At 74.1% G+C, this 21,523-nt stretch carries 23 protein-coding genes; 14 read left to right on the top strand and 9 right to left on the bottom strand.

Features of this window, described 5'->3' with window-relative positions:
- Window positions 1-49 precede the first annotated feature (49 nt).
- Window positions 50-1,141 carry an FAD-dependent oxidoreductase gene (locus ACWDXC_RS21175; protein ID WP_449984441.1) on the bottom strand — a complete coding sequence of 364 codons (1,092 nt, stop codon included), beginning with the start codon at window positions 1,139-1,141 and terminating at the stop codon, window positions 50-52.
- A gap of 95 nt (window positions 1,142-1,236) precedes the next feature.
- Here ACWDXC_RS21175 and ACWDXC_RS21180 point away from each other — a divergent pair, with 95 nt between their 5' ends.
- From ACWDXC_RS21180 to ACWDXC_RS21205, 6 genes are all read left to right on the top strand, one after another.
- Entirely contained in the window at window positions 1,237-2,109 is an 873-nt protein-coding gene (locus ACWDXC_RS21180; protein WP_449984444.1) for a class I SAM-dependent methyltransferase, read from the top strand.
- Complete coding sequence (locus ACWDXC_RS21185; protein ID WP_449984447.1) at window positions 2,106-2,726, top strand: TetR/AcrR family transcriptional regulator; 621 nt, start codon at window positions 2,106-2,108, stop codon at window positions 2,724-2,726. Before ACWDXC_RS21180 ends, ACWDXC_RS21185 begins: the two co-directional genes overlap by 4 nt.
- Window positions 2,727-2,828: 102 nt before the next feature.
- Window positions 2,829-3,461 carry a dihydrofolate reductase family protein gene (locus ACWDXC_RS21190; RefSeq protein ID WP_449984450.1) on the top strand — a complete coding sequence of 211 codons (633 nt, stop codon included), beginning with the start codon at window positions 2,829-2,831 and terminating at the stop codon, window positions 3,459-3,461.
- Window positions 3,462-3,605: 144 nt separating this feature from the next.
- A complete protein-coding gene (locus ACWDXC_RS21195) occupies window positions 3,606-3,995 on the top strand; it encodes a hypothetical protein (protein ID WP_219519876.1) in 390 nt (129 codons plus the stop codon).
- Window positions 3,996-4,109: 114 nt separating this feature from the next.
- Window positions 4,110-4,304, top strand: a complete 195-nt coding sequence (locus ACWDXC_RS21200) for a hypothetical protein (protein WP_219519873.1) — start codon at window positions 4,110-4,112, stop codon at window positions 4,302-4,304.
- Window positions 4,305-4,325: 21 nt separating this feature from the next.
- A complete protein-coding gene (locus ACWDXC_RS21205) occupies window positions 4,326-5,150 on the top strand; it encodes an MBL fold metallo-hydrolase (RefSeq protein ID WP_449984453.1) in 825 nt (274 codons plus the stop codon).
- Window positions 5,151-5,208: 58 nt separating this feature from the next.
- On the opposite strand, the gene ACWDXC_RS21210 is transcribed toward ACWDXC_RS21205, so the two are convergent.
- The 4 genes from ACWDXC_RS21210 to ACWDXC_RS21225 form a co-directional block, all read right to left on the bottom strand.
- Complete coding sequence (locus ACWDXC_RS21210) at window positions 5,209-5,790, bottom strand: DUF4291 domain-containing protein (protein WP_449984455.1); 582 nt, start codon at window positions 5,788-5,790, stop codon at window positions 5,209-5,211.
- Window positions 5,791-5,832: 42 nt separating this feature from the next.
- Entirely contained in the window at window positions 5,833-6,591 is a 759-nt protein-coding gene (locus ACWDXC_RS21215) for a hypothetical protein (protein WP_449984457.1), read from the bottom strand.
- A 1-nt stretch (window position 6,592) separates the two neighbouring features.
- A complete protein-coding gene (locus ACWDXC_RS21220; RefSeq protein ID WP_449984460.1) occupies window positions 6,593-7,360 on the bottom strand; it encodes a bestrophin-like domain in 768 nt (255 codons plus the stop codon).
- A gap of 135 nt (window positions 7,361-7,495) precedes the next feature.
- A complete protein-coding gene (locus ACWDXC_RS21225) occupies window positions 7,496-8,185 on the bottom strand; it encodes an Lrp/AsnC family transcriptional regulator (protein WP_357588391.1) in 690 nt (229 codons plus the stop codon).
- Between the two features lie 55 nt (window positions 8,186-8,240).
- Between ACWDXC_RS21225 and ACWDXC_RS21230 the strand changes: the two genes are divergently transcribed.
- From ACWDXC_RS21230 to menC, 8 genes are all read left to right on the top strand, one after another.
- A complete protein-coding gene (locus tag ACWDXC_RS21230) occupies window positions 8,241-9,815 on the top strand; it encodes an ABC transporter substrate-binding protein (protein ID WP_219517719.1) in 1,575 nt (524 codons plus the stop codon).
- 4 nt (window positions 9,816-9,819) lie between these two features.
- Window positions 9,820-10,854: an ABC transporter permease gene (locus ACWDXC_RS21235; protein WP_219517720.1), complete on the top strand. Its 1,035-nt coding sequence runs from the start codon at window positions 9,820-9,822 to the stop codon at window positions 10,852-10,854.
- Window positions 10,851-11,726 (top strand): ABC transporter permease, encoded by an 876-nt coding sequence (locus ACWDXC_RS21240; protein ID WP_449984464.1) that lies wholly within the window; start codon window positions 10,851-10,853, stop codon window positions 11,724-11,726. Before ACWDXC_RS21235 ends, ACWDXC_RS21240 begins: the two co-directional genes overlap by 4 nt.
- Entirely contained in the window at window positions 11,723-12,508 is a 786-nt protein-coding gene (locus ACWDXC_RS21245) for an ABC transporter ATP-binding protein (RefSeq protein ID WP_449984467.1), read from the top strand. The genes ACWDXC_RS21240 and ACWDXC_RS21245 overlap by 4 nt, the downstream gene beginning before the upstream one ends.
- Window positions 12,505-13,455 carry an ABC transporter ATP-binding protein gene (locus ACWDXC_RS21250; protein ID WP_449984470.1) on the top strand — a complete coding sequence of 317 codons (951 nt, stop codon included), beginning with the start codon at window positions 12,505-12,507 and terminating at the stop codon, window positions 13,453-13,455. The genes ACWDXC_RS21245 and ACWDXC_RS21250 overlap by 4 nt, the downstream gene beginning before the upstream one ends.
- Before the next feature lie 13 nt (window positions 13,456-13,468).
- On the top strand, window positions 13,469-14,458 hold the full coding sequence (locus ACWDXC_RS21255) for a M24 family metallopeptidase (protein WP_449984472.1): 990 nt from the start codon (window positions 13,469-13,471) through the stop codon (window positions 14,456-14,458).
- Window positions 14,459-14,595: 137 nt separating this feature from the next.
- Window positions 14,596-15,360, top strand: coding sequence for a GNAT family N-acetyltransferase (locus tag ACWDXC_RS21260; RefSeq protein ID WP_364179578.1), 765 nt, complete (start codon window positions 14,596-14,598; stop codon window positions 15,358-15,360).
- The gene (menC, locus tag ACWDXC_RS21265; protein ID WP_449984475.1) at window positions 15,357-16,457 is read left to right on the top strand and encodes an o-succinylbenzoate synthase; all 1,101 of its coding nucleotides are present in this window, start codon (window positions 15,357-15,359) and stop codon (window positions 16,455-16,457) included. The genes ACWDXC_RS21260 and menC overlap by 4 nt, the downstream gene beginning before the upstream one ends.
- A 63-nt stretch (window positions 16,458-16,520) precedes the next feature.
- On the opposite strand, the gene ACWDXC_RS21270 is transcribed toward menC, so the two are convergent.
- From ACWDXC_RS21270 to ACWDXC_RS21285, 4 genes are read right to left on the bottom strand one after another with little or no spacing between them, the layout of a single operon-like run.
- Window positions 16,521-17,207 carry an ABC transporter ATP-binding protein gene (locus ACWDXC_RS21270; protein WP_357588398.1) on the bottom strand — a complete coding sequence of 229 codons (687 nt, stop codon included), beginning with the start codon at window positions 17,205-17,207 and terminating at the stop codon, window positions 16,521-16,523.
- A complete protein-coding gene (locus ACWDXC_RS21275) occupies window positions 17,189-19,000 on the bottom strand; it encodes a dipeptide/oligopeptide/nickel ABC transporter permease/ATP-binding protein (RefSeq protein ID WP_449984478.1) in 1,812 nt (603 codons plus the stop codon). Before ACWDXC_RS21275 ends, ACWDXC_RS21270 begins: the two co-directional genes overlap by 19 nt.
- Window positions 19,000-19,938 (bottom strand): ABC transporter permease, encoded by a 939-nt coding sequence (locus ACWDXC_RS21280; protein ID WP_219517728.1) that lies wholly within the window; start codon window positions 19,936-19,938, stop codon window positions 19,000-19,002. The genes ACWDXC_RS21275 and ACWDXC_RS21280 overlap by 1 nt, the downstream gene beginning before the upstream one ends.
- On the bottom strand, window positions 19,939-21,501 hold the full coding sequence (locus tag ACWDXC_RS21285) for an ABC transporter substrate-binding protein (RefSeq protein WP_449984482.1): 1,563 nt from the start codon (window positions 21,499-21,501) through the stop codon (window positions 19,939-19,941).
- Between the last annotated feature and the right edge of the window lie 22 nt (window positions 21,502-21,523).

A 21,523-nucleotide genomic window follows, 5' to 3' on the forward strand; every position in this document is an offset into this window, starting at 1 on the left:
AGCCGCTGAGTCGGTATTTTTCCCCTCGCCGATGCGGTCCGGCGAACGCTCAGGCAGCGGGCACGCCGGCTGACCCGCCGATCAGTCCGGGCCGGTTTTCGGTCGCCCCCGACAGCAGCCGGCGCACCTCGGCGGCGGCGGTGCGGCCGGCCCGGTTCGCGCCGATGGTGCTCGCCGAGGGGCCGTAGCCGACGAGCTGCAGCCGGGGCTCGCGCACCGCCCGGGTGCCGTCGACCTTGACGCCGCCGCCGGGTTCGCGCAGCCGCAGCGGGGCGAGGTGGTCGAGCGCCGAGCGGAACCCGGTCGCCCACACGATCACGTCCGCCTCGTGGTGCCGCCCGCCGGCCCAGGCGACCCCGCCGGCGGTGATCCGCTCGAACATCGGCACCCGCTCCAGCACGCCCTTGGCCAGCGCGTCGCGGACGACGGCGGTGTGGCCGAGCCCGGTGACGCTGACGACGCTGCGCGGCGGCAGCCCCGCCCGCACCCGCTCCTCGACCAGCGCGACCGCCTCCCGGCGGGCCTGCTCGCCGAACTCGCCGTCGCGGAAGTCGGGCTCGCTGCGGGTGACCCACAGCGTGCTCGCGGCCACCCCGGCGAGCTCCGACAGCACGTGCGCGGCCGAGTGCCCGCCGCCGACCACGACGACGCGCCGCCCGGCGAACTCCGCCGGACCCCGGTAGGAGGCGTAGTGGAGCTGCCGGCCGCCGAACGCGCGGGCGCCCGGGTAGTAGGGCCAGTACGGGCGCGTCCAGGCGCCGGTGGCGTTGACCACCGCGCGGGCCGCCCACTCCCCCGCGCCGGACACGACGGTGAGCCGGTCGCCCGGCAGCACGGCGGTCACCCGGACCGGCCGCAGCACGCGCAGCCCGGCGCTCGCCTCGTAGCCGGCGTAGTAGGCGGGCACCACCTCGGCGGCGGGCCGCGCGCCGTCGACGTCGGGCTCGCGGCGCACGCCCGGCAGGTCGAAGATGCCGTGCACCTTGTCCATGGTCAGCGTCGGCGACCGGTGCCGCCACGCGCCGCCAGGACCGTCGGCCGCGTCGAGCACCAGCGGCTCGAAGCCGAACCTGCGCAGGAAGTACGCGCTGGACAGGCCCGCCTGCCCGGCGCCGATGACCACGACGTCGATCTCCTCCATGTCCTGTCCCAACCACGCGGGCGCCCGCCGTCTTCCTTGACAACCCCGCATGTGATGAACGATCGTTCATGAACGCACGTTCATGAGGAGGCGCGATGATCGTCAACGAGCACCAGTCCGAGGCGTGGAACGGCTACGAGGGCGCCCACTGGGCCGGCCACCCCGACCGCTACGACGCCGTCAACAGCGGCTTCAACGACCACCTCCTCCGGCACGTCGCCGACGGCGACCGGGTGCTCGACGTCGGCTGCGGCACCGGCCAGATCAGCCGCCTGGCCGCGCGCCGCGCCCGCCACGTCACCGGCGTCGACCTGTCGGCCCCCATGCTGGAGACCGCCCGCAGGCTGGCCGCCGCCGAAGGGCTCGGCAACGTCGCGTTCGAGCGGGGCGACGCGCAGATCCACCCGTTCGAGGCCGGCGCGTACGACGTGGCGACGAGCCGGTTCGGGATCATGTTCTTCGCCGATCCGGTGGCCGCGTTCGCCAACATCGGGCGGGCGCTGCGGCCCGGCGGGCGGGTGGCGTTCCTGGGCCTGCGCGACCCGGGCGACCTCGGCACGGTGCTCGCCGCCGTGACCGCGCACCTGCCGGAGGCGCCGCCGTCGCCCGACGGCACCTCGCCGCTCTCGCTCGCCGACCCCGGCCGCGCCGCCGAGGTGTTCACCGCCGCCGGGTTCACCGGCGTCCGGGCCGAGGCGGTCGGGGCCGAGCAGGTGCTGGGCCGCGACGCGCGCGACGCCGCCGACTTCCTGGCCGCCGGCGGCCCGCTCCGCCACCACCTCCGCCACTCCGACGCCGGCTCCGCCCGCCGCGCCCTCGCCGCCCTGGAGCCCGCGCTGCGCCCCTTCGAACGCGACGGCGCCGTACGGCTGCGCGTCACCGCCACCTTGATCACCGCCACCCTGGACGCCACTCTGGACACCGCCACCCAGGACACCGGCACCCGTCTCGCGGGCGGCCGCCCGTGAGCCCGCGCAAGGCGGGGGCGGTGGGCGGGGACGTGACGCTGCCCGAGCACCTGGTCGCCGCCGCCGGACGCCTGATCGCCCGCCAGGGCGCGGCCGGGCTCACCGTACGGGCCGTCGCCCGCGAGGCCGGGGTGGCCGACGGCGTCCTGTACAACCACTTCGCCGACAAGGACGAGCTGCTCGCCCAGGCCCTGCACGCGCACGTCCGCACGGTCGCCCGCGCCCTCCCCCCGCTGCCGGAGCCCGGGACGGGCGACCTGGAGGCGAACCTGCTCGCGTACGTGACCTACGGCGTGGAGTTCCACCGGGCGATCCTCCCCGCGTTCACCGGCCTGCTGACCCAGCCCGGCATCCTGACCCGGTTCGCCGCCCTCGACGGCGGCCCGGCCCTGAAGGAGACGCTGGCCGGCTACCTGCGCGAGGAGCTGGCCCTGGGCCGCCTCTCCCCGTCGGCGGACCCGGACGCCGCCGCCACCATGATCGTCGGCGCCTGCCACGAGCTGGTCCTCCCCCACCTGTTCGCCGGCGCCCCGGCGGCCGCCGTCGACGTCCCGCCCGGCTTCGCCGCCCGGCTCGTCGCCACCTGCCTCCACGGCATCGGGCCGCACGGTCCGTGACCTATCGTGAGCGGAGAGTTCCGGGGCGTGTCAGCGATGATTCCGGCCGCGCCCGCGGGTCCATCTCACGACAGGACGGCCGAGCCACCGGGAGAACACGTCATGGGCCTCATCCACATCGAGCTGTTCACGACCCTCGACCTCGTCGGGCAGGCGCCCGGCGGCCCCGAGGAGGACCCGCTGGGGTTCTCGTTCGGCGGCTGGCAGGCGCCCCTGCTGGACGAGGTGGCCGGGGCGCAGGTCGCCGCCGCGTACGAGGGGACCGACGCGCTGCTGCTCGGGCGGCGGACGTACGACATCTTCGCCGCCTTCTGGCCGCACCAGGAGGGCGGCGAGGACCACGAGTTCGCGGTGCTGTTCAACCGCGTCCCCAAGTACGTGGCCTCGCGCGGCCGTCCGGACCTGTCCTGGGCCGGGTCGGCGCAGCTCGGGCCGGACCTGGCCGGGGCGGTGCGGGAGATCCGGGAGCGGCACGAGCACGTCAAGGTGGTCGGCAGCCTCAACCTGGTGCAGACGCTGCTGCGGGAGAAGCTGTTCGACCGGCTCGACCTGTGGGTGCATCCGATCGTGCTCGGCAGCGGGAAGAAGGTGTTCGACGGCGGCGCGGTGCCGACGAACCTCACCCTGCTCGAACCGCCGGCGGCGAGCCCGAAGGGCACGGTCCTGCTGCGTTACGGGCTGGCCGAGGGCACGCCCGCGACGGGGGACATGAGCGCGCCCGGCCGCGAGGGCTGAAGGGCGGCCGTCCGGGGGCGGCCGGGAGTGGCCCGATTGCGGACGAGTCCGTCCGGGCCTCTGTTGGACAGCCCTGACCTGCGGGTTCGCTGGTTCTCGGCAGCGGCGACAGGCGCCGCTCCCCGACAGGGATGAGGAACAGCGATGAACGACATCCGCACGGTCAAGGGTCTCTTCGCGGCGGCGGTGCTCGCCTGCGGCGTGGTCGCCCTGGCTCCGTCGGCCCACGCCGACCACCAGTCCTGCAGCAACCGGAGCGACGTCCCCGGGGTGTGCCTGAAGGTCGTCAACGAGGGCACCCGCGTCACGTACGCCGAGGCGTACCACGACGGCCGCACCGGGGCCTGGGAGGGCCACATCGACCTGCACCGCGAGGGCAGGGCGACGATCCAGCGGGGTGACTCCCGGCCGCCGCAGGCGGCGATCTGGAGCGGCGTCGACGACTACGCGCCCGGCATGCGGATCTGCGCGCAGGGCTGGGAGAAGGTCGGCGCGGGCTGGCGGGCGAAGGGCCGGACCTGCTTCACGCTCTGAGCGTGGAGCGCGGACGCCGGGCGGGCAGCCGGGGGCGCCTGTCCGGCGTCCGCGCGTGGTTTGCTCCATGCCTCCCGTGGCAGGGGGACGAAAGGCATGAAAGGGGGCTAAACCATGACGAAGCCACAGCAGCAGGAGCTCCGCAGGTCCGGAAAGGGCGCCACGGACGACAGCTCCGCGCAGGCCATCCCCGAGAAGCGGCGCGGCACCCGGGGGACCGCCCAGCCGCACGGGACGGACAAGGGCAAGAAGGGCGGCGGCAAGGGCGGCGGCGTGCCTCCCGAGCAGCGGCCGCCGCATCCGGCCTGACCGGCTCCTGGGAGGACCGCCATGCGCGACAACGGGCTGACGTTCATCGGGAACGCCACCATGCTCATCCGGTACAACGGGTTCACGCTGCTCACCGATCCGAACTTCCTGCACCGGGGGCAGGCGGCCTATCTCGGGTACGGGCTCGCGTCGCGGCGCAGGACGGACCCGGCGCTGGAGATCGAGGAGCTGCCGACGCTGGACGCCGTGGTGCTGTCGCACCTGCACGGCGACCACTTCGACCGGGTCGCTCGGCGCGGCCTCGACCGCGACACGCCGATCGTCACCACCGGCCAGGCCGCGCGCCGGCTGCGGCGGCGCGGGTTCCGGCAGGCGACCGGGCTGGACACCTGGGGGCAGTACGAGCTGCGCGGCGCCGGGGGAACGCTGACGATCACCGCCACGCCGGGACGGCACGCGCCGGGGCCCGCGCAGGCGCTGCTGCCGCCGGTCATGGGCAGCGTACTGGAGTTCTGCGACCGGGACGGGCTGCTGGACCTGCGCATGCACATCAGCGGCGACACTCTGATGGACCGGCGGCTGGAGTCGATCCCGATCCGGTTCCCCGACATCGACGTGGGCGTCGTGCACCTGGGCGGCACCAGGCTGCTCGGGCTGATGACGGTGACGATGGACGGGGAGCAGGGCGCGAGCTGGGTGGACCTCATGGATCCGGACACGGTGGTGCCCGTGCACTTCGACGACTACACGGTCTTCAAGTCGCCGCTGTCGGACTTCCGCGACCACGTCGAGCAGGCCGGGCTCGGCGACCGGGTCGCCTACCTGCGGCGGGGGCAGACGCTGGAGCTGTCGGGGCGGCGCGCCCGCCAGCGCCCCGGCGAATAGCACCCGGCGAACAGTTCTGGCGAACAGGGCCGACCAGCAGGGCCGGCGAACAGGCCCGTCAGGCGGGCGTGGCGCCGATCCTGCCGGCCAGCTCGGCGGGGAGCGGGTACGGGCGCTCCTCAGGCAGCCGGGCGGAGATGTCCTGGCCGGCGCGCAGGGCCGCGCGCAGGTCGTGGACCCGGGCGGTGATGTCGGTGATCGACAGCGTCCACTCGTCGGCGTAGCGGGCGACGGCCTCGCCGGACAGCCCGATCTGGATCGAGCGGTACGGCAGCGCGTTGTGGTGCGGGTCGCGTTCCGGGTCCCACTGGACGCGCACGGGGCTGCGCCGCAGCCGCTCCGGCCAGTCGCCGCGCCCGTCGTCATGGCTCAGGCAGGAGTGCGCGAGCGCCCAGGCGAGGCCGTCGCGGGTCACCTCGATCGCCAGCACGCGGGTCTGGCCGGGCTTGGCGGCCCAGCCGCAGCGGTACATCATCCACAGGAACGACGGCTTGATCCAGGTCATCCGCTCCCGCTTGAACGGCGGGACGAACCGCTGGGCAGCGACGGCGGGAGCGGCGACGGCCGGGTCGTAGGCCTGGTAGACGGTGACGGACTCCTCGGTGTGGGCGGCGCGGATCTGCCGGTAGGGGACGTTCATGCCGATCAGCGTGGCGAACCGGAGCGGCCGGCGGCAACGGGATTACCGGATGGCCCCGAACGCCACGGCGGTGGTCGAGGCGATCACGGTGGTGAGCACGACCATGAGGAGCACGGTGCCGAGGGGGTTCTCGCGCCGGGGCGGGGGCGCCGGGCGCGCCGCCCTGGCCCGCAGCTCCGACGCGCTGGGCGTCGGCGTGGGCGTGGGCGTGGGGGTCGCGGTGGGCGACGCGGCGGCGGCCGCGCGGGTGGCGGCGGGGACCGGGACCCGCAGGGTGGCCCGGGGGCGGGCGGTGGCGCGGGCGCGCGGCGAGCGGCACGCGCCCACGTGCACGCTGGAGCCGGGCACGTCCACGCAGACCGCGTCGTCGTAGACCGAGACGCCCGGCACCGAGACGCGCGGCCTGGGGGTGGCCTTGCGGGTGCGCGGCGTGCTGCGGATGGTGACGCCGGGCACGTCCCGCTGCCGGGAGGGCACCGTGCGCGGCACCGTTCGCGGCACCGTGCGCGGCGGAGTGCGGGCCGCCTTGCGTGGCGCCTTGACCAGCCGGTCCACGTCCACGGGCAGCTCGCCGGGCGGGGACCCGCGCCGCGCGCCCGCTCCGGACGCGGCGGCCGGGACGGCGGCGGGGGCGGCGGCGGGGGCGGCGGGGAGGCGGACCGGGGTGACGTCGGCGTCGCGGACGCCGTACAGGCCGCCCTCGGTCGCGGTGCGGCGCGGGTGCTCGGCGGTGGCGGGGCCGCTCACGCAGATGGCGAGGAGCGCGGCGGCGACGAGCAGGGGCGCGTGCCTGGCGGCCATGTCACACCCCGCCGGCGATGCGGGCGAACTCCTGCAGCGCCCCGCCGAACGCCTCCGGCCCCACGGCCAGCGGCCCGGCGAAGGCGTGGGAGATGTCGGCGGTCAGGTAGACGCCGAAGCCGAGCATCGCGGCCATCGCGCCGAGCGGCAGCAGCGACGCCCCGCGCGGCCTGGCCCCGGCCAGGAACGGGAAGACCACGACGATCAGCCCGGTGAGGACGGTCAGCAGCAGCAGCCCGTCGGGCGGGGTGGCGGCGGCGTCGGCGGCGCGCTGCGCGCGGGCGGCGGAGACGGCGGCGAGGTGGTCGAGGACCGCGCCCTTGGCCTCCTGCTCGTTCTCGGTGGCGGGCTTCAGCGCGGAGACCTGGGCGCGCAGCGTGTCGAGGCGGGCGGACCCGGACGGGTCGAGCCTGCCCTGCGCCATGACCGGCCACTCGTCCTCGACCACGAACGCGACGTACTCCTGCAGCCCGCCGCGCACCTGGGCGAGGGAGTCGGCGGGCAGGTCGGCGGCGGCCCAGTAGGCGTCGACGGCGGCCCGGCTCTCGGTGTGGGTGTTCTGCCGGGCGGCGTCGGCGGTGGTCCACGGCACGATGATGGCGATGGCGAACACCAGCAGGAACAGCGCCGACAGCATCGCGCCCGCGTGGCCCGCCGACGGGCCGTCGGCGTGCCGGTCGTCGGTGCCCTTGCGCGCCACCCGGAACACCACGGCGGCGGTCGCGACCACCCCGACCGCCGCCATGACCGACAGCATGTACGCCATCATGTGGATCTCCCTCTGCCCGTCGACTACTGACCGTTATCTGGCTATCACATTGCGCAATGCAAAGGAAGTCATGACGGTCACTGGACGGATCGCCGGAGCGCGCCGTCCACGGGGAAGATCCGTCCAGCCGGGCTGTCAGCCGTCCTTCCGGAGGGCGGCCCGGCCCTCGGCGGCGCCGACGAAGCGCATCTTGCCGAGCGGCACGTCGCCCGGGGCCTCGGGCGCGGGCCGCCGGGCGGGGCGGCTCCTGTCGCCGTCGCCGGGCAGCACGTAGGGCCGTCTGAGCACCTCGTCGAGGATGAACACGGTCTCGGTCGCCTTGACGGCCGGGATGTTGGCCAGCCGGTCGGTCACCATGGCGTGCACCTCGGCGACGTCGGCCACGCGGACCTGGATCATCGCGTCGTGCTGACCGGTGGTGATCGCGCAGTACTCGACCTCCGGCATCCTGGCCAGCTCGGCCCTGAACTGGCGCCACATCTGCTGCCGCACGGTCACGAAGATGAGCGCGGTGATGCCGAGACCGGTCCTGACGTGGTCGATCTCGGCGGTGAAACGCTTGATCGCGCCGTCGGCACGCAGCGCCTCGAATCGGGTGTAGGCGTTCGCGCGGGAGATGCCGACCCGCTCGGCGAGCGCCGCGACGGAGATCCTGCCGTTCTCGCGCAGGACCTCGAGGATCTTCATATGGATGTCGTCCAGCTCGAGACCGATGCCGATCCGTCCAGGCTGAGCGCCACCCATGCCACCATTTCTGGAAATTTCACTCATTGTTACCTCTCGCCCCTTTATATCCGTCTTGGTGACCGCACGGGGCCTGGACATTCTGCCGGACAATCCTCGGCATCCTCGTTCCGAACGTCCATCTGGAGGACTCACCATGGCGACCCGCTCGCAGACGGCGGCTGTGCTGCTCGCCGGTGCACTCGCCCTCGCCGCCTGCGGAAGCGGCGGCTCACAGGCCCCTGCCGCGCAGAGCGGCGGCAAGACGCTCGTCATCGACACGTCCTTCGACCTCAAGACGGCCGACCCCGGCCGCACCTACGAGCCGACCGGCCTCATCGTGGGCAAGGCCACGTACGAGACATTGCTCACCTTCGACGGCGGCGACGTGACCAAGCCGGTCCCGGCGCTGGCGGAGTCGTACGAGCTGTCGGAGGACGGCAAGGTCGTCACGCTCAAGCTCAAGCAGGGCGCGACCTTCGCCGACGGCGCCCCCGTCACGGCCGACGACGTGGTCTTCTCGCTGACCCGGGTGCGCGACATGAAGGGCACCCCGTCGTTCCTGCTCGACGGCGTCGAGATCGCCAAGACCGACGACTCGACGATCACGCTCACGTCGGAGAAGGCCAACGCGGCGCTGCCGTACATCCTGCCGAACCCGGCGCTCGGCATCCTCAACAGCAAGGTCGTCAAGGCCCAGGGCGGCACGGCCGACGCCCAGGACAAGGCCGAGCAGTACCTGAACGGCAACTCGGCGGGCTCGGGCCCGTACCAGATCGAGTCGTTCAACGTCAGCAGCCAGGTCGTGCTCAAGGCGAACCCCAAGTACTACGGCGCCAAGCCCGCCTACGACAAGGTCGTCATCCGCAACGTCGAGGCGGCCACGCAGAAGCTGAACGTCCAGCGCGGCGACAGCCAGATCGCCCTCAACCTGTCCGGCGACCAGGTGACGAACATGCCGGCGACGCTGCAGGTCAAGAAGACCGCCTCGGCCAACGTCATCTTCCTGCTGGCCAACCAGGACCCGGCGATCAGCAAGACCACCACGAACGCCAAGTTCGTCGAGGCCGTGCGCAAGGGCGTCGACTACGCGGGCCTGCTGGAGCTGGCCGGTGAGGGCTCGACGCGGGCGCCGGGTGTCATCCCGTCGCAGCTCCTCGGCGCGCTGCCGGCCGATCGGGCGCCGGCGCGCGACGTCGAGGGCGCCAAGAAGGCCCTCGCCGAGAGCGGCCTGTCCAACCCGAGCGTCAAGCTGGAGTTCCCCAGCGAGCTGACCGTGAACGGCCTGTCGTTCCAGCCGCTGGCCGAGCGCATCCAGGCCAACCTCAAGGAGGTCGGCATCACGGTGGACCTCCAGCCCGCGCCGGTGACGGTGGCGCTGGACAACTACCGCAACGGCAAGGAGGAGATGGGCCTGTGGTACTGGGGCCCTGACTACCCCGACCCCAACGACTACCTGGCGTTCCTGCCCGGCCAGACGGTCGGCGCGCGGGCCGGGTGGAAGACCGGCTCGGCCAAGGAGATCGAGGAGGCGGGCGAGAAGGCCGCCAAGGCGATCGGCGACGAGGCCCGCACCGCCGCCTACCACGAGGTCCAGGAGAAGCTGAACGCCTCCGGCCCGTTCGTGCCGCTCATCCAGCCGGGTCAGAACATCGTGACGGCCGCCTCGGTGACCGGCGTGGAGTACCACCCGGTGTGGACGGTCGACCTGGCCGACCTGGGCGCGAAGTAAGCCGATGGCCTGGACCATGCCGCCGCTGGCGCGGTTCCTCATCCGGCGGGTGCTCACCGCGATCCTGCTGGCCTGGGGCATCACGGTGGTGACGTTCGTGTTGACGAACCTGGTGCCCGGCGACCCGGTGGCGGCCAACCTGGGCCAGCGGGCGATGAACGACCCGGCCATCGTCGCGCAGTGGCGGGCCGAGCACGGCCTGGACAAGCCGCTGTGGGAGCAGTACTGGCTGCACCTCCAGGGCATGCTCCAGGGCGACCTGGGCACCAGCCAGCAGAGCCACCGGCCGGTCGCCCAGGACCTGGCCGAGTTCGTGCCGGCGACGCTGGAGCTGGCCGGCGCGGCCATCCTGGTGTCGCTGGTGCTCGGCGTGGCGTTCGGCGTGGTGGCCGCGCTGCGCCGCGACCGGCTGCCGGACCACGTGCTGCGCGTGCTGAGCCTGATCGGCATCTCGGTGCCGACGTTCTGGCTGGCGCTGGTGGCGTTCTACGTGTTCTTCTACCGGCTGCAGATCACGCCGGGCAGCGGCCGGGTCGACCCGGCGCTCGGCCTGGCGCCCGGCGTGACCGGGCTGCAGACGGTGGACGCGCTGATCGCCGGCCGGTGGGACGTGTTCGTCTCCGCCGTCGGCCACCTGGTCACGCCGGCGCTGGTGCTGGCGCTCTACACGATCGGGCTGCTGACCCGCTTCACCCGCTCGGCGGTGCTGGAGGTGCTGGGCCAGGACTACGTGCGCGCCGCTCGGGCCAAGGGCCTGCCGGGCCGCACGGTCCTGTTCCGGTACGTGCTCCGCTCGGCGCTGGTGCCGGTCATCACGGTGGCGGGGCTGGCGTTCGGCAGCCTGCTGTCGGGGACCGTGCTGGTGGAGGCGATCTTCGCCTGGCCGGGCATCGGCCAGTACGCCTACAAGAGCGCCACCACGCTCGACCTGCCCGCCGTCATGGGCGTCGGGTTCGTGGTGGGCGTGGTCTACCTCGTCATCAACCTGATCGTGGACGTGCTGTACGGCGTGATCGACCCCCGAGTGAGGCTGCAATGAGACGGGACCCGCTGGCCCGCAAGGGGCTGCTGCGGCGCCTGCCCGAGGCCTGGCGGCAGCCGCTGGCCGTCGTGGGCGTGGTGATCGCGCTCGCCTGGGTGGTGATCGCCGTGGCGGCACCGCTGCTGGCGCCGCACGACCCGCTCGCCCAGGAGCTCCCCCGGCTGGCCCCGCCCGGCCCGGACCACTGGTTCGGGACCGATCAGCTCGGGCGCGACATCCTGAGCCGGGTGCTATACGGGGCGCGGGTGTCGATCCCGCTGACGCTGCTGCTGGTGGCGCTGTCGGTGCTGATCGGCGGCCTCCTCGGCGCCTGCGCTGGATATTTCGGCAAATGGGTGGACGAGACGATCATGCGGGTCGCGGACCTGGTGTTCGCGTTCCCGACGGTCATCCTGGCCATGGTGGTCGCGGCGGCGCTCGGCGCGAGCCTCACCAACGCGGTCCTGGCCGTGCTCGTCGTCGCCTGGCCCGCCTACGCCCGCGTCACCCGCGGCCTGGTGCTCGGCGTGCGCGAGCGCGAGTTCGTGCTCAGCGGGCGGCTGCTCGGCTTCTCCGCGTGGCGCTCGCTGCGCGTGGACGTGCTCCCGAACGTGACCGGCCCCATCCTGGTGCTGGCCACGCTGGACATCGGCACCGCGCTGCTGCTGCTGTCGGGCCTGTCGTTCCTGGGGCTGGGCGCCAAGCCGCCGTCGCCCGAGTGGGGCTCGATGGTGGCCTCCGGCATGGAGGTGTTCGACAGCTGGTGGGTGGCGGCCTTCCCGGGCCTGGCCATCCTGACCGTGGTGCTGGCGTTCAACTTCCTCGGCGACACGCTGCGCGACGCCCTCGACCCCCGCACCGCCCGCGCCATCAAGGAGCGTGCCCTGTGACGCTGGACATCACCGGCCTGAAGGTGTCGATCGGCGGCAAGGAGGTGCTGCGCGGCGTCGACCTCACGCTCCAGGAGGGCCGGGTGCACGGCCTGGCCGGGGAGAGCGGCTCGGGCAAGACGATGACCGGGCTGGCCGTGCTCGGCCTGCTGCCGCACGGCTCGCGTACCTCGGGAAGCGTCACGCTCGGCGGCCGGGAACTGCTCACGATGCCGCCCGCCGAGCTGAACAAGGTACGCGGCGGCGAGGTCGCGATGGTCTTCCAGGACCCCGCGACGAGCCTGCACCCGATGCTCACGATCGGCAGGCAGCTCACCGAGCACATGCGCCACCACCTGGGCCTCGGCAAGCAGGAGGCGCGGGCCAGGGCCGTCGAGCTGCTCGGCAAGGTGCGCATCCCGGGCGCGGAGGAGGCCGTCGGGCGCTACCCGCACCAGTTCTCCGGCGGGATGCGGCAGCGCATCGCGATCGCGGTGGCGCTGGCCTGCTCGCCCCGGGTGCTCATCGCCGACGAGCCGACGACCGCGCTGGACGTGACCGTGCAGGCGGGCGTGCTGCGGCTGCTGCGCGGGCTCTGCGACGAGCTGGGCCTGGCGGTGCTGCTGGTCACGCACGACCTGGGCGTGATGTCGGCGGTCGCCGACGAGGTGAGCGTGATGAAGGACGGCCTGGTCGTCGAGACCGGGCCGCGGGGCCGGGTGCTGCGCGAGCCGTCGCACCCGTACACCCGATCCCTGCTGGATTCGCTGCCGGACGCGCAGATCGACGAGGGGGGCCGATGAGCCTGCTGACCATCGACGACCTGGTCGTCGAGCACCGCTCCCCCGGCCGGCCGGTGGTCCGCGCCGTGGCCGGGGCCAGCCTGGAGGTGCGCGCCGGCGAGGTCGTCGGCCTCGTCGGCGAGTCCGGCTGCGGCAAGTCCACGCTGGCCAGGGCCGTGTGCGGGCTGAACCCGATCACCTCGGGCGGCATCTCCTTCGAGGGCCAGGCCGTCACCCCGCTCGGGCTGCGGCGGCGCAGGCTGACCGGCATCCAGATGGTGTTCCAGGACCCGTACGCGTCGCTGAACCCGCGCCGCCGGGTCGGCGACCAGATCGCCGACGGGCTGCGCACCTCGGGCGACACCACCACCCGGCCCGCCGACCTGCTGGAACGCGTCGGGCTGCCGCGCGACTTCGAGCGGCGGCACCCGCACGAGTTCTCCGGCGGGCAGCGGCAGCGCATCGCGATCGCCCGGGCGCTGGCCGCCCGGCCGAGGCTGCTCATCGGTGACGAGCCGATCTCCGCGCTGGACGCCTCGGCGCAGGCGCAGGTCGCCACCCTCATGCGCGACCTGGCGGTGGAGTCGGGGGCGGGGCTGCTGTTCATCAGCCACGACCTGTCGGTGGTGCGGCTGATCGCCGACCGGATCGCGGTCATGTACCTGGGCCGGATCGTCGAGTCCGGCGACACCGCCGAGGTGTGGGCGAACCCCCGCCATCCCTACACGCGGGCGCTGCTGGAGGCGATCCCCGCGCCCGACGGCCTGGGCGTGCTGCCCGCCGAGCTGCCGGGCGACGTGCCGGACCCGGCGGACCCGCCGGCCGGCTGCCGCTTCCATCCGCGCTGCCCGCACGTGATGGACGTGTGCCGGGTCAAGGATCCCACGTTCGGCCCGGTGGCCTGCTGGCTGCACGCCGACGACGGCCCACCGGCCCCGGCGGCGGCCGGGCGGCCCGAGAAGGCGTGATACGGAGGCCGTGGTGACGGGCATTCCCGAAGACCCGGCGCGGCTGGCCCAGGTGCGGGCCGCCATGACCGGATCCGAGATCGACGCCCTGGTGCTGCGGCCGTCGCCGGACTTCCGGTTCCTGGGCGGGCGCGGCGGGGCGTTCCTCGTGGTGACGGCGGACGCGGCCGTCGAGACCGCCGACCCCGCGCCGCACGTGCCCGCGGGGGCTCGGCGGGTGGGCGTGGACCCGGAGATGCGGGTGCGGGAGCTGTTCGGGCTGGCGATCGAGGCCGAGCTGGTCCCGGCGGCGGCCGTGCTGGCGCCGCTGCGGCTGCGCAAGCACCCGGCCGAGGTGGAGGCGGTCGCGGCGGCGGCCGGCGCGGCCGAGGCGGTGCTGGCGCAGGCGCGGGAGCTGGCCTGGTTCGGCGCGACCGAGCGGGAGATGGCCGCCCGGCTGCGGCTGCTGCTGCTGGAGGGCGGCTGCGAGGAGGCGCTGTCGGTGCGGGTGTCGGCGGGCGAGCACACCGCCAGGCCCGCGCACCTGCCGGGCGAGCGGGTGATCAATCCGGGGGACGCGCTGCTGGTGTCGGTGTGCGGGCGCTGGGACGGCTGGTGCGCGGAGGCCGCGCGGGTGTTCGCCGTCGCCGAGCCGCCCGAGGACTTCGAGGCCATGTACTCGGTGGTGCTCGCCGCGCACCGCGCGGCCCTGGCCGCGGTACGGCCCGCCGCCCCGGCCGGGTCGGTGGCCGCCGCCGCCCGGGCGGTGATCGAGGGCAGCGGCTACGGCCACTTCGCCGCCCCGTCGGCCGGGCGGGGGCTCGGCCTGGGCCACGACGAGGGACCCCGGCTGCGGCCGGGCGAGGACACCGCGCTGGAGCCGGGGATGGTGCTCTGCGTCGAGCCGGCCATCTACGTGCCGGACCTGTTCGGCGCCCGGGTGGCGGACGTGGCGGCCTGCACGGCGCAGGGCGCGGCGCTCCTGACGGCCGGCCCGCAGCCCCTGCTCGTCCTCGACCGCTGACCCCCGGCGAGGTTCCCGGCTCCCATAGGACGGCTGGACGAAGGTCGGCGCGGTCTTGGTGCTCTGGCACGAATCCGTTCGGCCCCGCCGCGAAGTACGGTCGCGGTGACATCCGATCCAGGGAGAGGGCCGACAGCTTGATCGCCATCAGGGAGCTCCACGACATCGCGGAGTTCAAGCAGGTCATGGCGCTGTTCGAGGACATCTGGCAGTTCGAGCCGGCCGGCCGGCCGATCACCGTCGAGCTGATGCGGGCGCTGGCGCACGCGGGCAACTACGTGGCGGGCGCCTTCGACGGCGAGCGGCTGGCGGGCGCGTCGGTCGCGTTCTTCGGCGCGGGCGCGACGCTGCACTCGCACATCACCGGAGTGTCCCGGGCCCCGGGCACGGGTTTCGCGCTGAAGCTGCACCAGCGGCGCTGGGCCCTGGAGCGCGGCGTGGAGCGCATCACCTGGACGTTCGACCCGCTGGTGCGCCGCAACGCGCACTTCAACCTGGCCAAGCTGGGCGCCATGCCGCAGGAGTACCTGCCGGCCTTCTACGGGGTGATGGGCGACGCCATCAACCAGGGCGACGAGTCGGACCGGGTGCTGGCGGCGTGGCCGCTGACCGCGCCGCACGTGCGCGCGCTGGAGGGCGGCCGGGTGGCGCCGGCGCGGGTGCCGGCGGACGCGGTGGTGGCGCTGGCGGACGAGGGCGGCCGGCCGGTGCCCGGCCGGGCCGACGCGGCGACGGTGCTGGTGGCGGTGCCGGAGGACGTCGAGCGGTTGCGGGGCGCCGACCCGGGAACGGCCAAGGCGTGGCGGCACGCCGTACGGGACACGCTGGGCGAGATGCTGTCCGAGGGCCGCAAGGTCACGGGGTTTCACGATAAATCGTTCTATGTAGTGGAGAGAGCGTGAAGATCACAGGAGTAGAGCTGCGCCGGATCGCGATGCCCCTGGTGGCGCCGTTCCGCACCTCGTTCGGCACCGAGACGGCCCGGGACGTGCTGCTGGTCCGGGTGGTGACGCCGGAGGCCGAGGGCTGGGGCGAGTGCGTGGCCATGTCGGAGCCGCTCTACTCCTCCGAGTACGTCGACGGCGCGGCCGAGGTGATCCGCCGCTTCCTGCTGCCGGCGCTGCCCGCGACGCTGGACGCCCAGTCGGCCGGCCGGGCGATGGAGCACGTCAAGGGGCACCGGATGGCCAAGGCGGCCGTCGAGACCGCGGTGCTGGACGCGCAGCTCCGGGCGTCGGGCGAGTCGTTCGGCCAGTATCTCGGCGCGGCCCGCGACCGGGTGCCGTGCGGGGTGTCGGTCGGCATCATGGACTCGGTGCCGCAGCTCCTCGACGCGGTCGAGGGCTACCTGGACGAGGGCTACGTGCGGATCAAGCTCAAGATCGAGCCCGGCTGGGACGTGGAGCCGGTCCGCGCGGTGCGCGAGCGCTTCGGCGACGACCTGCTGCTCCAGGTCGACGCCAACGCCGCCTACACGCTCGTCGACGCCCGCCAGCTCGCCAAGCTGGACGACTTCGGGCTGCTGCTGATCGAGCAGCCGCTGGCCAACGACGACTTCGTCCAGCACGCCAAGCTCGCCAGGCAGCTGCGCACGCCGATCTGCCTGGACGAGTCGATCGAGTCGGCCGAGCATGCGGCGGCGGCGATCGCGCTCGGCTCCTGCTCGATCATCAACGTCAAGCCGGGCCGGATCGGCGGCTACCTGGAGGCGCGCCGCATCCACGACCTGTGCCGGGCCAACGGCGTCGCCGTGTGGTGCGGCGGCATGCTGGAGACCGGGCTGGGCCGGGCCGCGAACGTGGCGCTGGCCGCGCTGCCGGGCTTCACGCTGCCGGGCGACACCTCCGGCTCGCGCCGCTACTACGCCACGGACGTCACCGAGCCGTTCGAGCTGCGTGACGGCCACCTGGACGTGCCGACCGGCCCCGGTCTGGGGGTGGAGCCGGTCCCGGCGATCCTGGACGAGGTCACCACGGCCACGGAGTGGATCCCGCTGTAGCGAGACGGCAGCAGCGGCAGGGCCGCCTTCCGGTGCGAAGGCGGCCCTGCCCGTTTCGCGGGCTCAGCGGCGCAGGCGGGGCACCGCCTCCAGGAGGGTGCGGGTGTAGTCCTGGCCGGGCGAGCCGACGACGTCCTCGGTGGGGCCGTGCTCGACGAGCCGGCCCCGGTGCATGACGGCGACCTCGTCGCACACGTACCGGACCACGGCCAGGTTGTGCGAGATGAACAGGATCGGCAGGCCGAGCCGGTCGCGCAGCGAGCGGACCAGGTTGAGCACCGCGCCCTGCACGGAGACGTCCAGGGCGCTGGTGATCTCGTCGGCCACCAGCAGGTCGGGCTCGGCGCCGAGGGCGCGGGCGATGGCGACGCGCTGCCGCTGGCCGCCCGACAGCTCGCGCGGGTAGCGGCCGGCCGCCTCGGCGGGCAGCGACACCAGGCCGAGCAGCCGTTCCACCTCGGCGGCCCTGGCCTGCCTGGGCATCCGCAGCAGCGCCTCGGCGACCGACTCGCCCACGCGCATGCGCGGGTCGAGGGAGGCGTACGGATCCTGGAAGACCATCTGGACGCGGGAGGCGCCGGTGACGCTGCCGGTGTGCGGGACGAGCCCGCACACGGCCTTGGCCAGCGACGACTTGCCGCTGCCCGACTCGCCGACGAGGCCGACGATGCGGCCGGGCGGCACCTCCAGGGTGACGGAGTCGACCGCGGTGAAGGCGCCGAAGCGCACGGTCAGGCCGTCGATGTGCATGTGACCTCCCAGCAGGCGACCCGGTGGGCGGGGCCGTGCTCGACGAGCGGGGGGCGCCCGGCCGCGCACGCGCCGGTGGCGAGCGGGCAGCGGGGGGCGAACGCGCACCCGTCGCCGACCTCGGCGGGGGCGGGCTGGCGGCCGGGGATGCTGGCCAGCGGCAGCGACCGGTCGGTGTCCATGTCGGGCAGCGAGGCGATGAGCGCCCGCGTGTAGGGGTGGGCGCCGTCGGTGAGCCGGTCGGCGGGCAGTTCCTCGACGACGCGGCCGGCGTACATGACGACGACGCGGTCGCACAGCTCGCCGACGACGGCGATGTCGTGGGAGATGAACAGCACGGCCGACCCGGTCTCCTCGGTGACCTCGCGCAGCAGCCGCAGGATCTGCCGCTGCACGGTGACGTCGAGCGCGGTCGTGGGCTCGTCGGCGATGATCAGGCGGGGCGTGCCCATGAGACCCATGGCGATGACGGCGCGCTGGCGCATGCCGCCGGACAGCTCGTGCGGGTGCCTGCGGGCCTGGCGTCCGGGCTCGGGCAGGTGCACGTGGCCGAGCCGGTCGACGGCGCGGGCGCGGGCCTCGGCGCGGGTGGCGCCCTGGTGGACGACGGCGACCTCGGCGAGCTGGCCGCCGACCTTGAGCGCGGGGTTGAGCGAGGCCATCGGGTCCTGGAAGACCATGGCGAGCGAGGTGCCGAGCTCCTTGCGGCTGAGGCCGGCGACGTCGCGGCCGTCCAGCCGCAGCCGGGCGTGGCCGACGACGCCGGGGTAGGGGACGAGGCCGCCGATGGCGGCGGCGGTGAGCGACTTGCCGCTGCCGGACTCGCCGACCAGGCCGACGATCTCGCCGGGGGCGGCGCTCAGCGACACGCCGCGCACGGGCGTGACGCCGCCGGGGAAGGTGACGGTCAGGTCCCGCACGTCGAGCACGGCGCCCGGTTCGGGCTCGCCGGGGTCGGCGCTCTCGGGCGCCACGGCCTTCGTCCGGGGCGCGGAGGTGCGCGCGGCGCCTCTGGCCAGGGCGTCGCCGAGCAGGTTGAAGCCGATGCCAGCCAGCGCGACGGCCAGCGCGGGCCCGAGCGCGACCTCCGGCGTGACGTAGATGCGGCCGAACCCGTCGAACAGCAGCCGTCCCCAGTCGAACGAGGGAGGCTGCACGCCGAGGCCGAGGAACGACATGCCGGCCAGGCCGAGCAGCGCGCCGCCGAGCGCCTGGGTGAGGTGGAGGATGAGCGGTTCGGCGATGTTGGGCAGCACGTGCCTGGCCAGGATGCGGCGGCGCGGCACGCCGAGCATGCGGGCGGCAGAGACGTAGTCGGCCCCGGCGACGGAGGCGGCGAGCGTCTGGGTGAGGCGGGCGAAGCCGGGCGCGATGGCGGCGCCGATGCCGAGGACCGCGCCGCGCGCGCCGAGCCCGGCGACGACCGCGGTGAACATGGCCAGCAGCAGCCCGGGGAAGGCGACGAGCGCGTTGACGGCGCCGGTGACCAGGCGGGCGGGGCGGGCGGGCAGCACCGACGGCAGCGCGCCGAGCACGATCCCGGCGGTGGCGCCGATGAGGGCGGCGGCCAGCGCGAGCAGCAGCGAGTAGCGGCCGGCGACGAGCACCCGGGCGAGCAGGTCGCGGCCGAGGTTGTCGGTGCCGAGCGGGTGGGCGGCCGAGGAGCCCTGGAGGATGGCGCCGGCGTCGATGTGCTCGGCGGCCTCCCCCCAGATGGGCGGCCCGATGACGGCCAGCACCACCATGGCGGCGACCAGGACGGCGCCCGCGACGGCCGCGGGGGTGCGGAACATCACGACTCCTTGATCGAAGAGGTGGGGTCGAGGACGCCGAGCGCCAGGTCGACGAGGAGGTTGACGAGCAGCACGATCGCGCCGTAGACGAGGATGACGCCCTGGGCGACCGGGTAGTCCTTCTGCGTGATCGACTCGACGATCTTCATGCCGAGGCCGGGCCAGGCGAAGACGTACTCGACGAGCACGCTGCCCGCGATGAGCGCGCTCAGCATCAGGCCGCCGAGCGTGAGGGTGGCGGTGAGCGTGTTGGGCAGCACGTGCCGCAGGTGCAGCCGGGCGGCCGGCAGCCGTTTGGCCCGGGCCAGGCGGACGTAGTCGGTGCCGAGCGCGCGCAGCGTCTCGACCCTGGCGATGCGCGCGATCGTGGCGGTGGGGCCGATGGCCAGCGCGAGCACGGGCAGCACGTACGAGACGGCGCCCTCCTTACCGGCGGGCGGCAGCACGCCGAGGCCGATGGCGAAGACGGTGACGAGGGCGATCGCGTACAGGAACTCGGGGACGGCGACGGCGGTGCCGGTCACCGAGCCGAACGCGGCCTCGGTGCCGCGGTTGCGGCCGTTCTCGGTGCGGACGGCCGCCCACATGCCGAGCGGCACCGCGGCCAGCAGCGCGACCGCGGTGGCGATCAGCGCCAGGCCCACCGTGTTCGGCAGGCGGGTGGCGATCACCTCGGCGACGGGCTCGCCGGTGAGGAACGAGGTGCCGAGGTCGCCGGAGAACAGCCCGGCGACGTAGGCGGCGAACTGGGCGGGCAGCGGCTGGTCGAGGCCGAGCGCGGCCCGGCGGGCCTCGATCAGCTCGACCGGGGCGGCCGGGCCGAGCGAGGCCCGCACGGGGTCGCCGGGGATCAGGTGGATCATCGCGAACGCGGCCACGACGAGCACCGCGAGCGACACGGCGAACCGGACGAGCCTCCTCAGCACAAGGCGTGACACTCAGGTCCCCGTGACGCGGATCGACGTGGGCACCAGCGCCCCGGCATCGAAGGCGAACGTGGCGCCCTTGGTGGCGACGAGCAGCGTGTTCTCCACGACGGGCACCAGGTCGACGTTGTCGAACAGCGCGGACTCCGCCTCCAGCCACGACTTGCAGCCCTCGGCGCCGGGCACCGGCATGGCCTTGGCGACGAGCTCCTCGTAGCGGTCGTTGGACAGGTGCGCGAAGTTGGCGCCCTTGGGCGCGGCGGGGCCGGACAGGAACCCGATGAGCTGGGAGGGCAGGGTGACGGTGATCGGCAGCCAGACCACGTCCCAGTCCTGGGTGGCGTTGAGCGACTCCGACAGCTTGGTGTCCAGGACGCCGTTGAGCTTGACGTCGACACCGATCTTCTTCCAGGCGGCGGCCATGTACTCGACGGCGGCCTGCACGCCGGGCCCGCGGGTGGTCGCGTACAGCACGCGCAGGCTCAGCTTCTCGCCGTCCTTGGCGCGGGTGCCGTCGGGGCCGGCCTTCCAGCCGGCGGCGTCGAGCGCGGCGGCGGCCGCGGCGGCGTCGAAGGCGGGCAGGTGGCCGGTGACGCTGTCGCCGGGGCAGGGGCGCGGGTCGATGACGAGCCCGGTGACGGGCCTGCCGGTGCCGCTGGAGGCGATGCCGGCCAGCTCCTGGAGGTTGAGCGCCTGGGTGAGTGCCTTGCGCACGGCCACGTCCTCGGTGGGCCGGCCGTCGCCCTGGTGGAAGAGGAACTGGCCGTTGCCGCCGGGCGGCGTGAGCTTGCCGAGGCCGGGCGTGGACTCCATGCGGGCGCGGTCGGGGCCGAAGAAGGTGGCGCCGTTGATGCTGCCGGCGACGAGCAGGTTGGCGGCGGTCTGCTCGTTCGGCACGACCTTGAGGACGACCTTGTCGGGCAGGTCCTTGCCGGTGGCGCCGCCGGGCCCCCAGGCGTACTCGCGGCGCGGCTCGAAGGTGTAGTGGTCGCCGGGCGCGGCCTCGGTGAGCACGAACGGGCCGGAGCCTGAGGTGCCGCGGGCCAGCACGGACCGGTCCTCGACGCCCTTGCCGCAGACGATGAACAGGTTGCGGGTGGTCTCCAGGATGAACCCGTACGGCTCGGGCATGGACAGCGTGACGGTGCCCGCGGCGTCGTCGGCCTCGGCCTTCATCCCGGTGGGCAGCAGGACGCCGTAGACGGGCGACTTGGTGGCGGGGTCGGCGATGTGGTTGACGTTCGCGGCGACCTGGGCCGGGGTGAGCTTGGAGCCGTCGGAGCAGGTGACGTCCTTGCGCAGGGTGAAGGTGACGGAGTCGGGTTTCACCTCCCACTTCTCGGCCAGCCCGGGGATGATCTCGCCCTTCTCGCCGACGTTGACGAGCGTGTCGTAGGCGAAGACGAGCAACGAGTTCGTGGCCGACAGCACGGCGGTGGCGGGGTCGAGCACCCCGGGGTCGGCGGGGATGGCGAAGGTGAAGGTGCCGCCGCCCCCGGCGGGCGCGGTCTCGGGGGCGCCGCCGCAGGCGGTGGCGAACAGGGCCAGTGCGGCGGCCGCTGCTGCTTTTCTCATGGTGACTCCGGGAGTCTGGGGG

The sequence above is a fragment of the Nonomuraea sp. NPDC003214 genome, assembly GCF_053590035.1.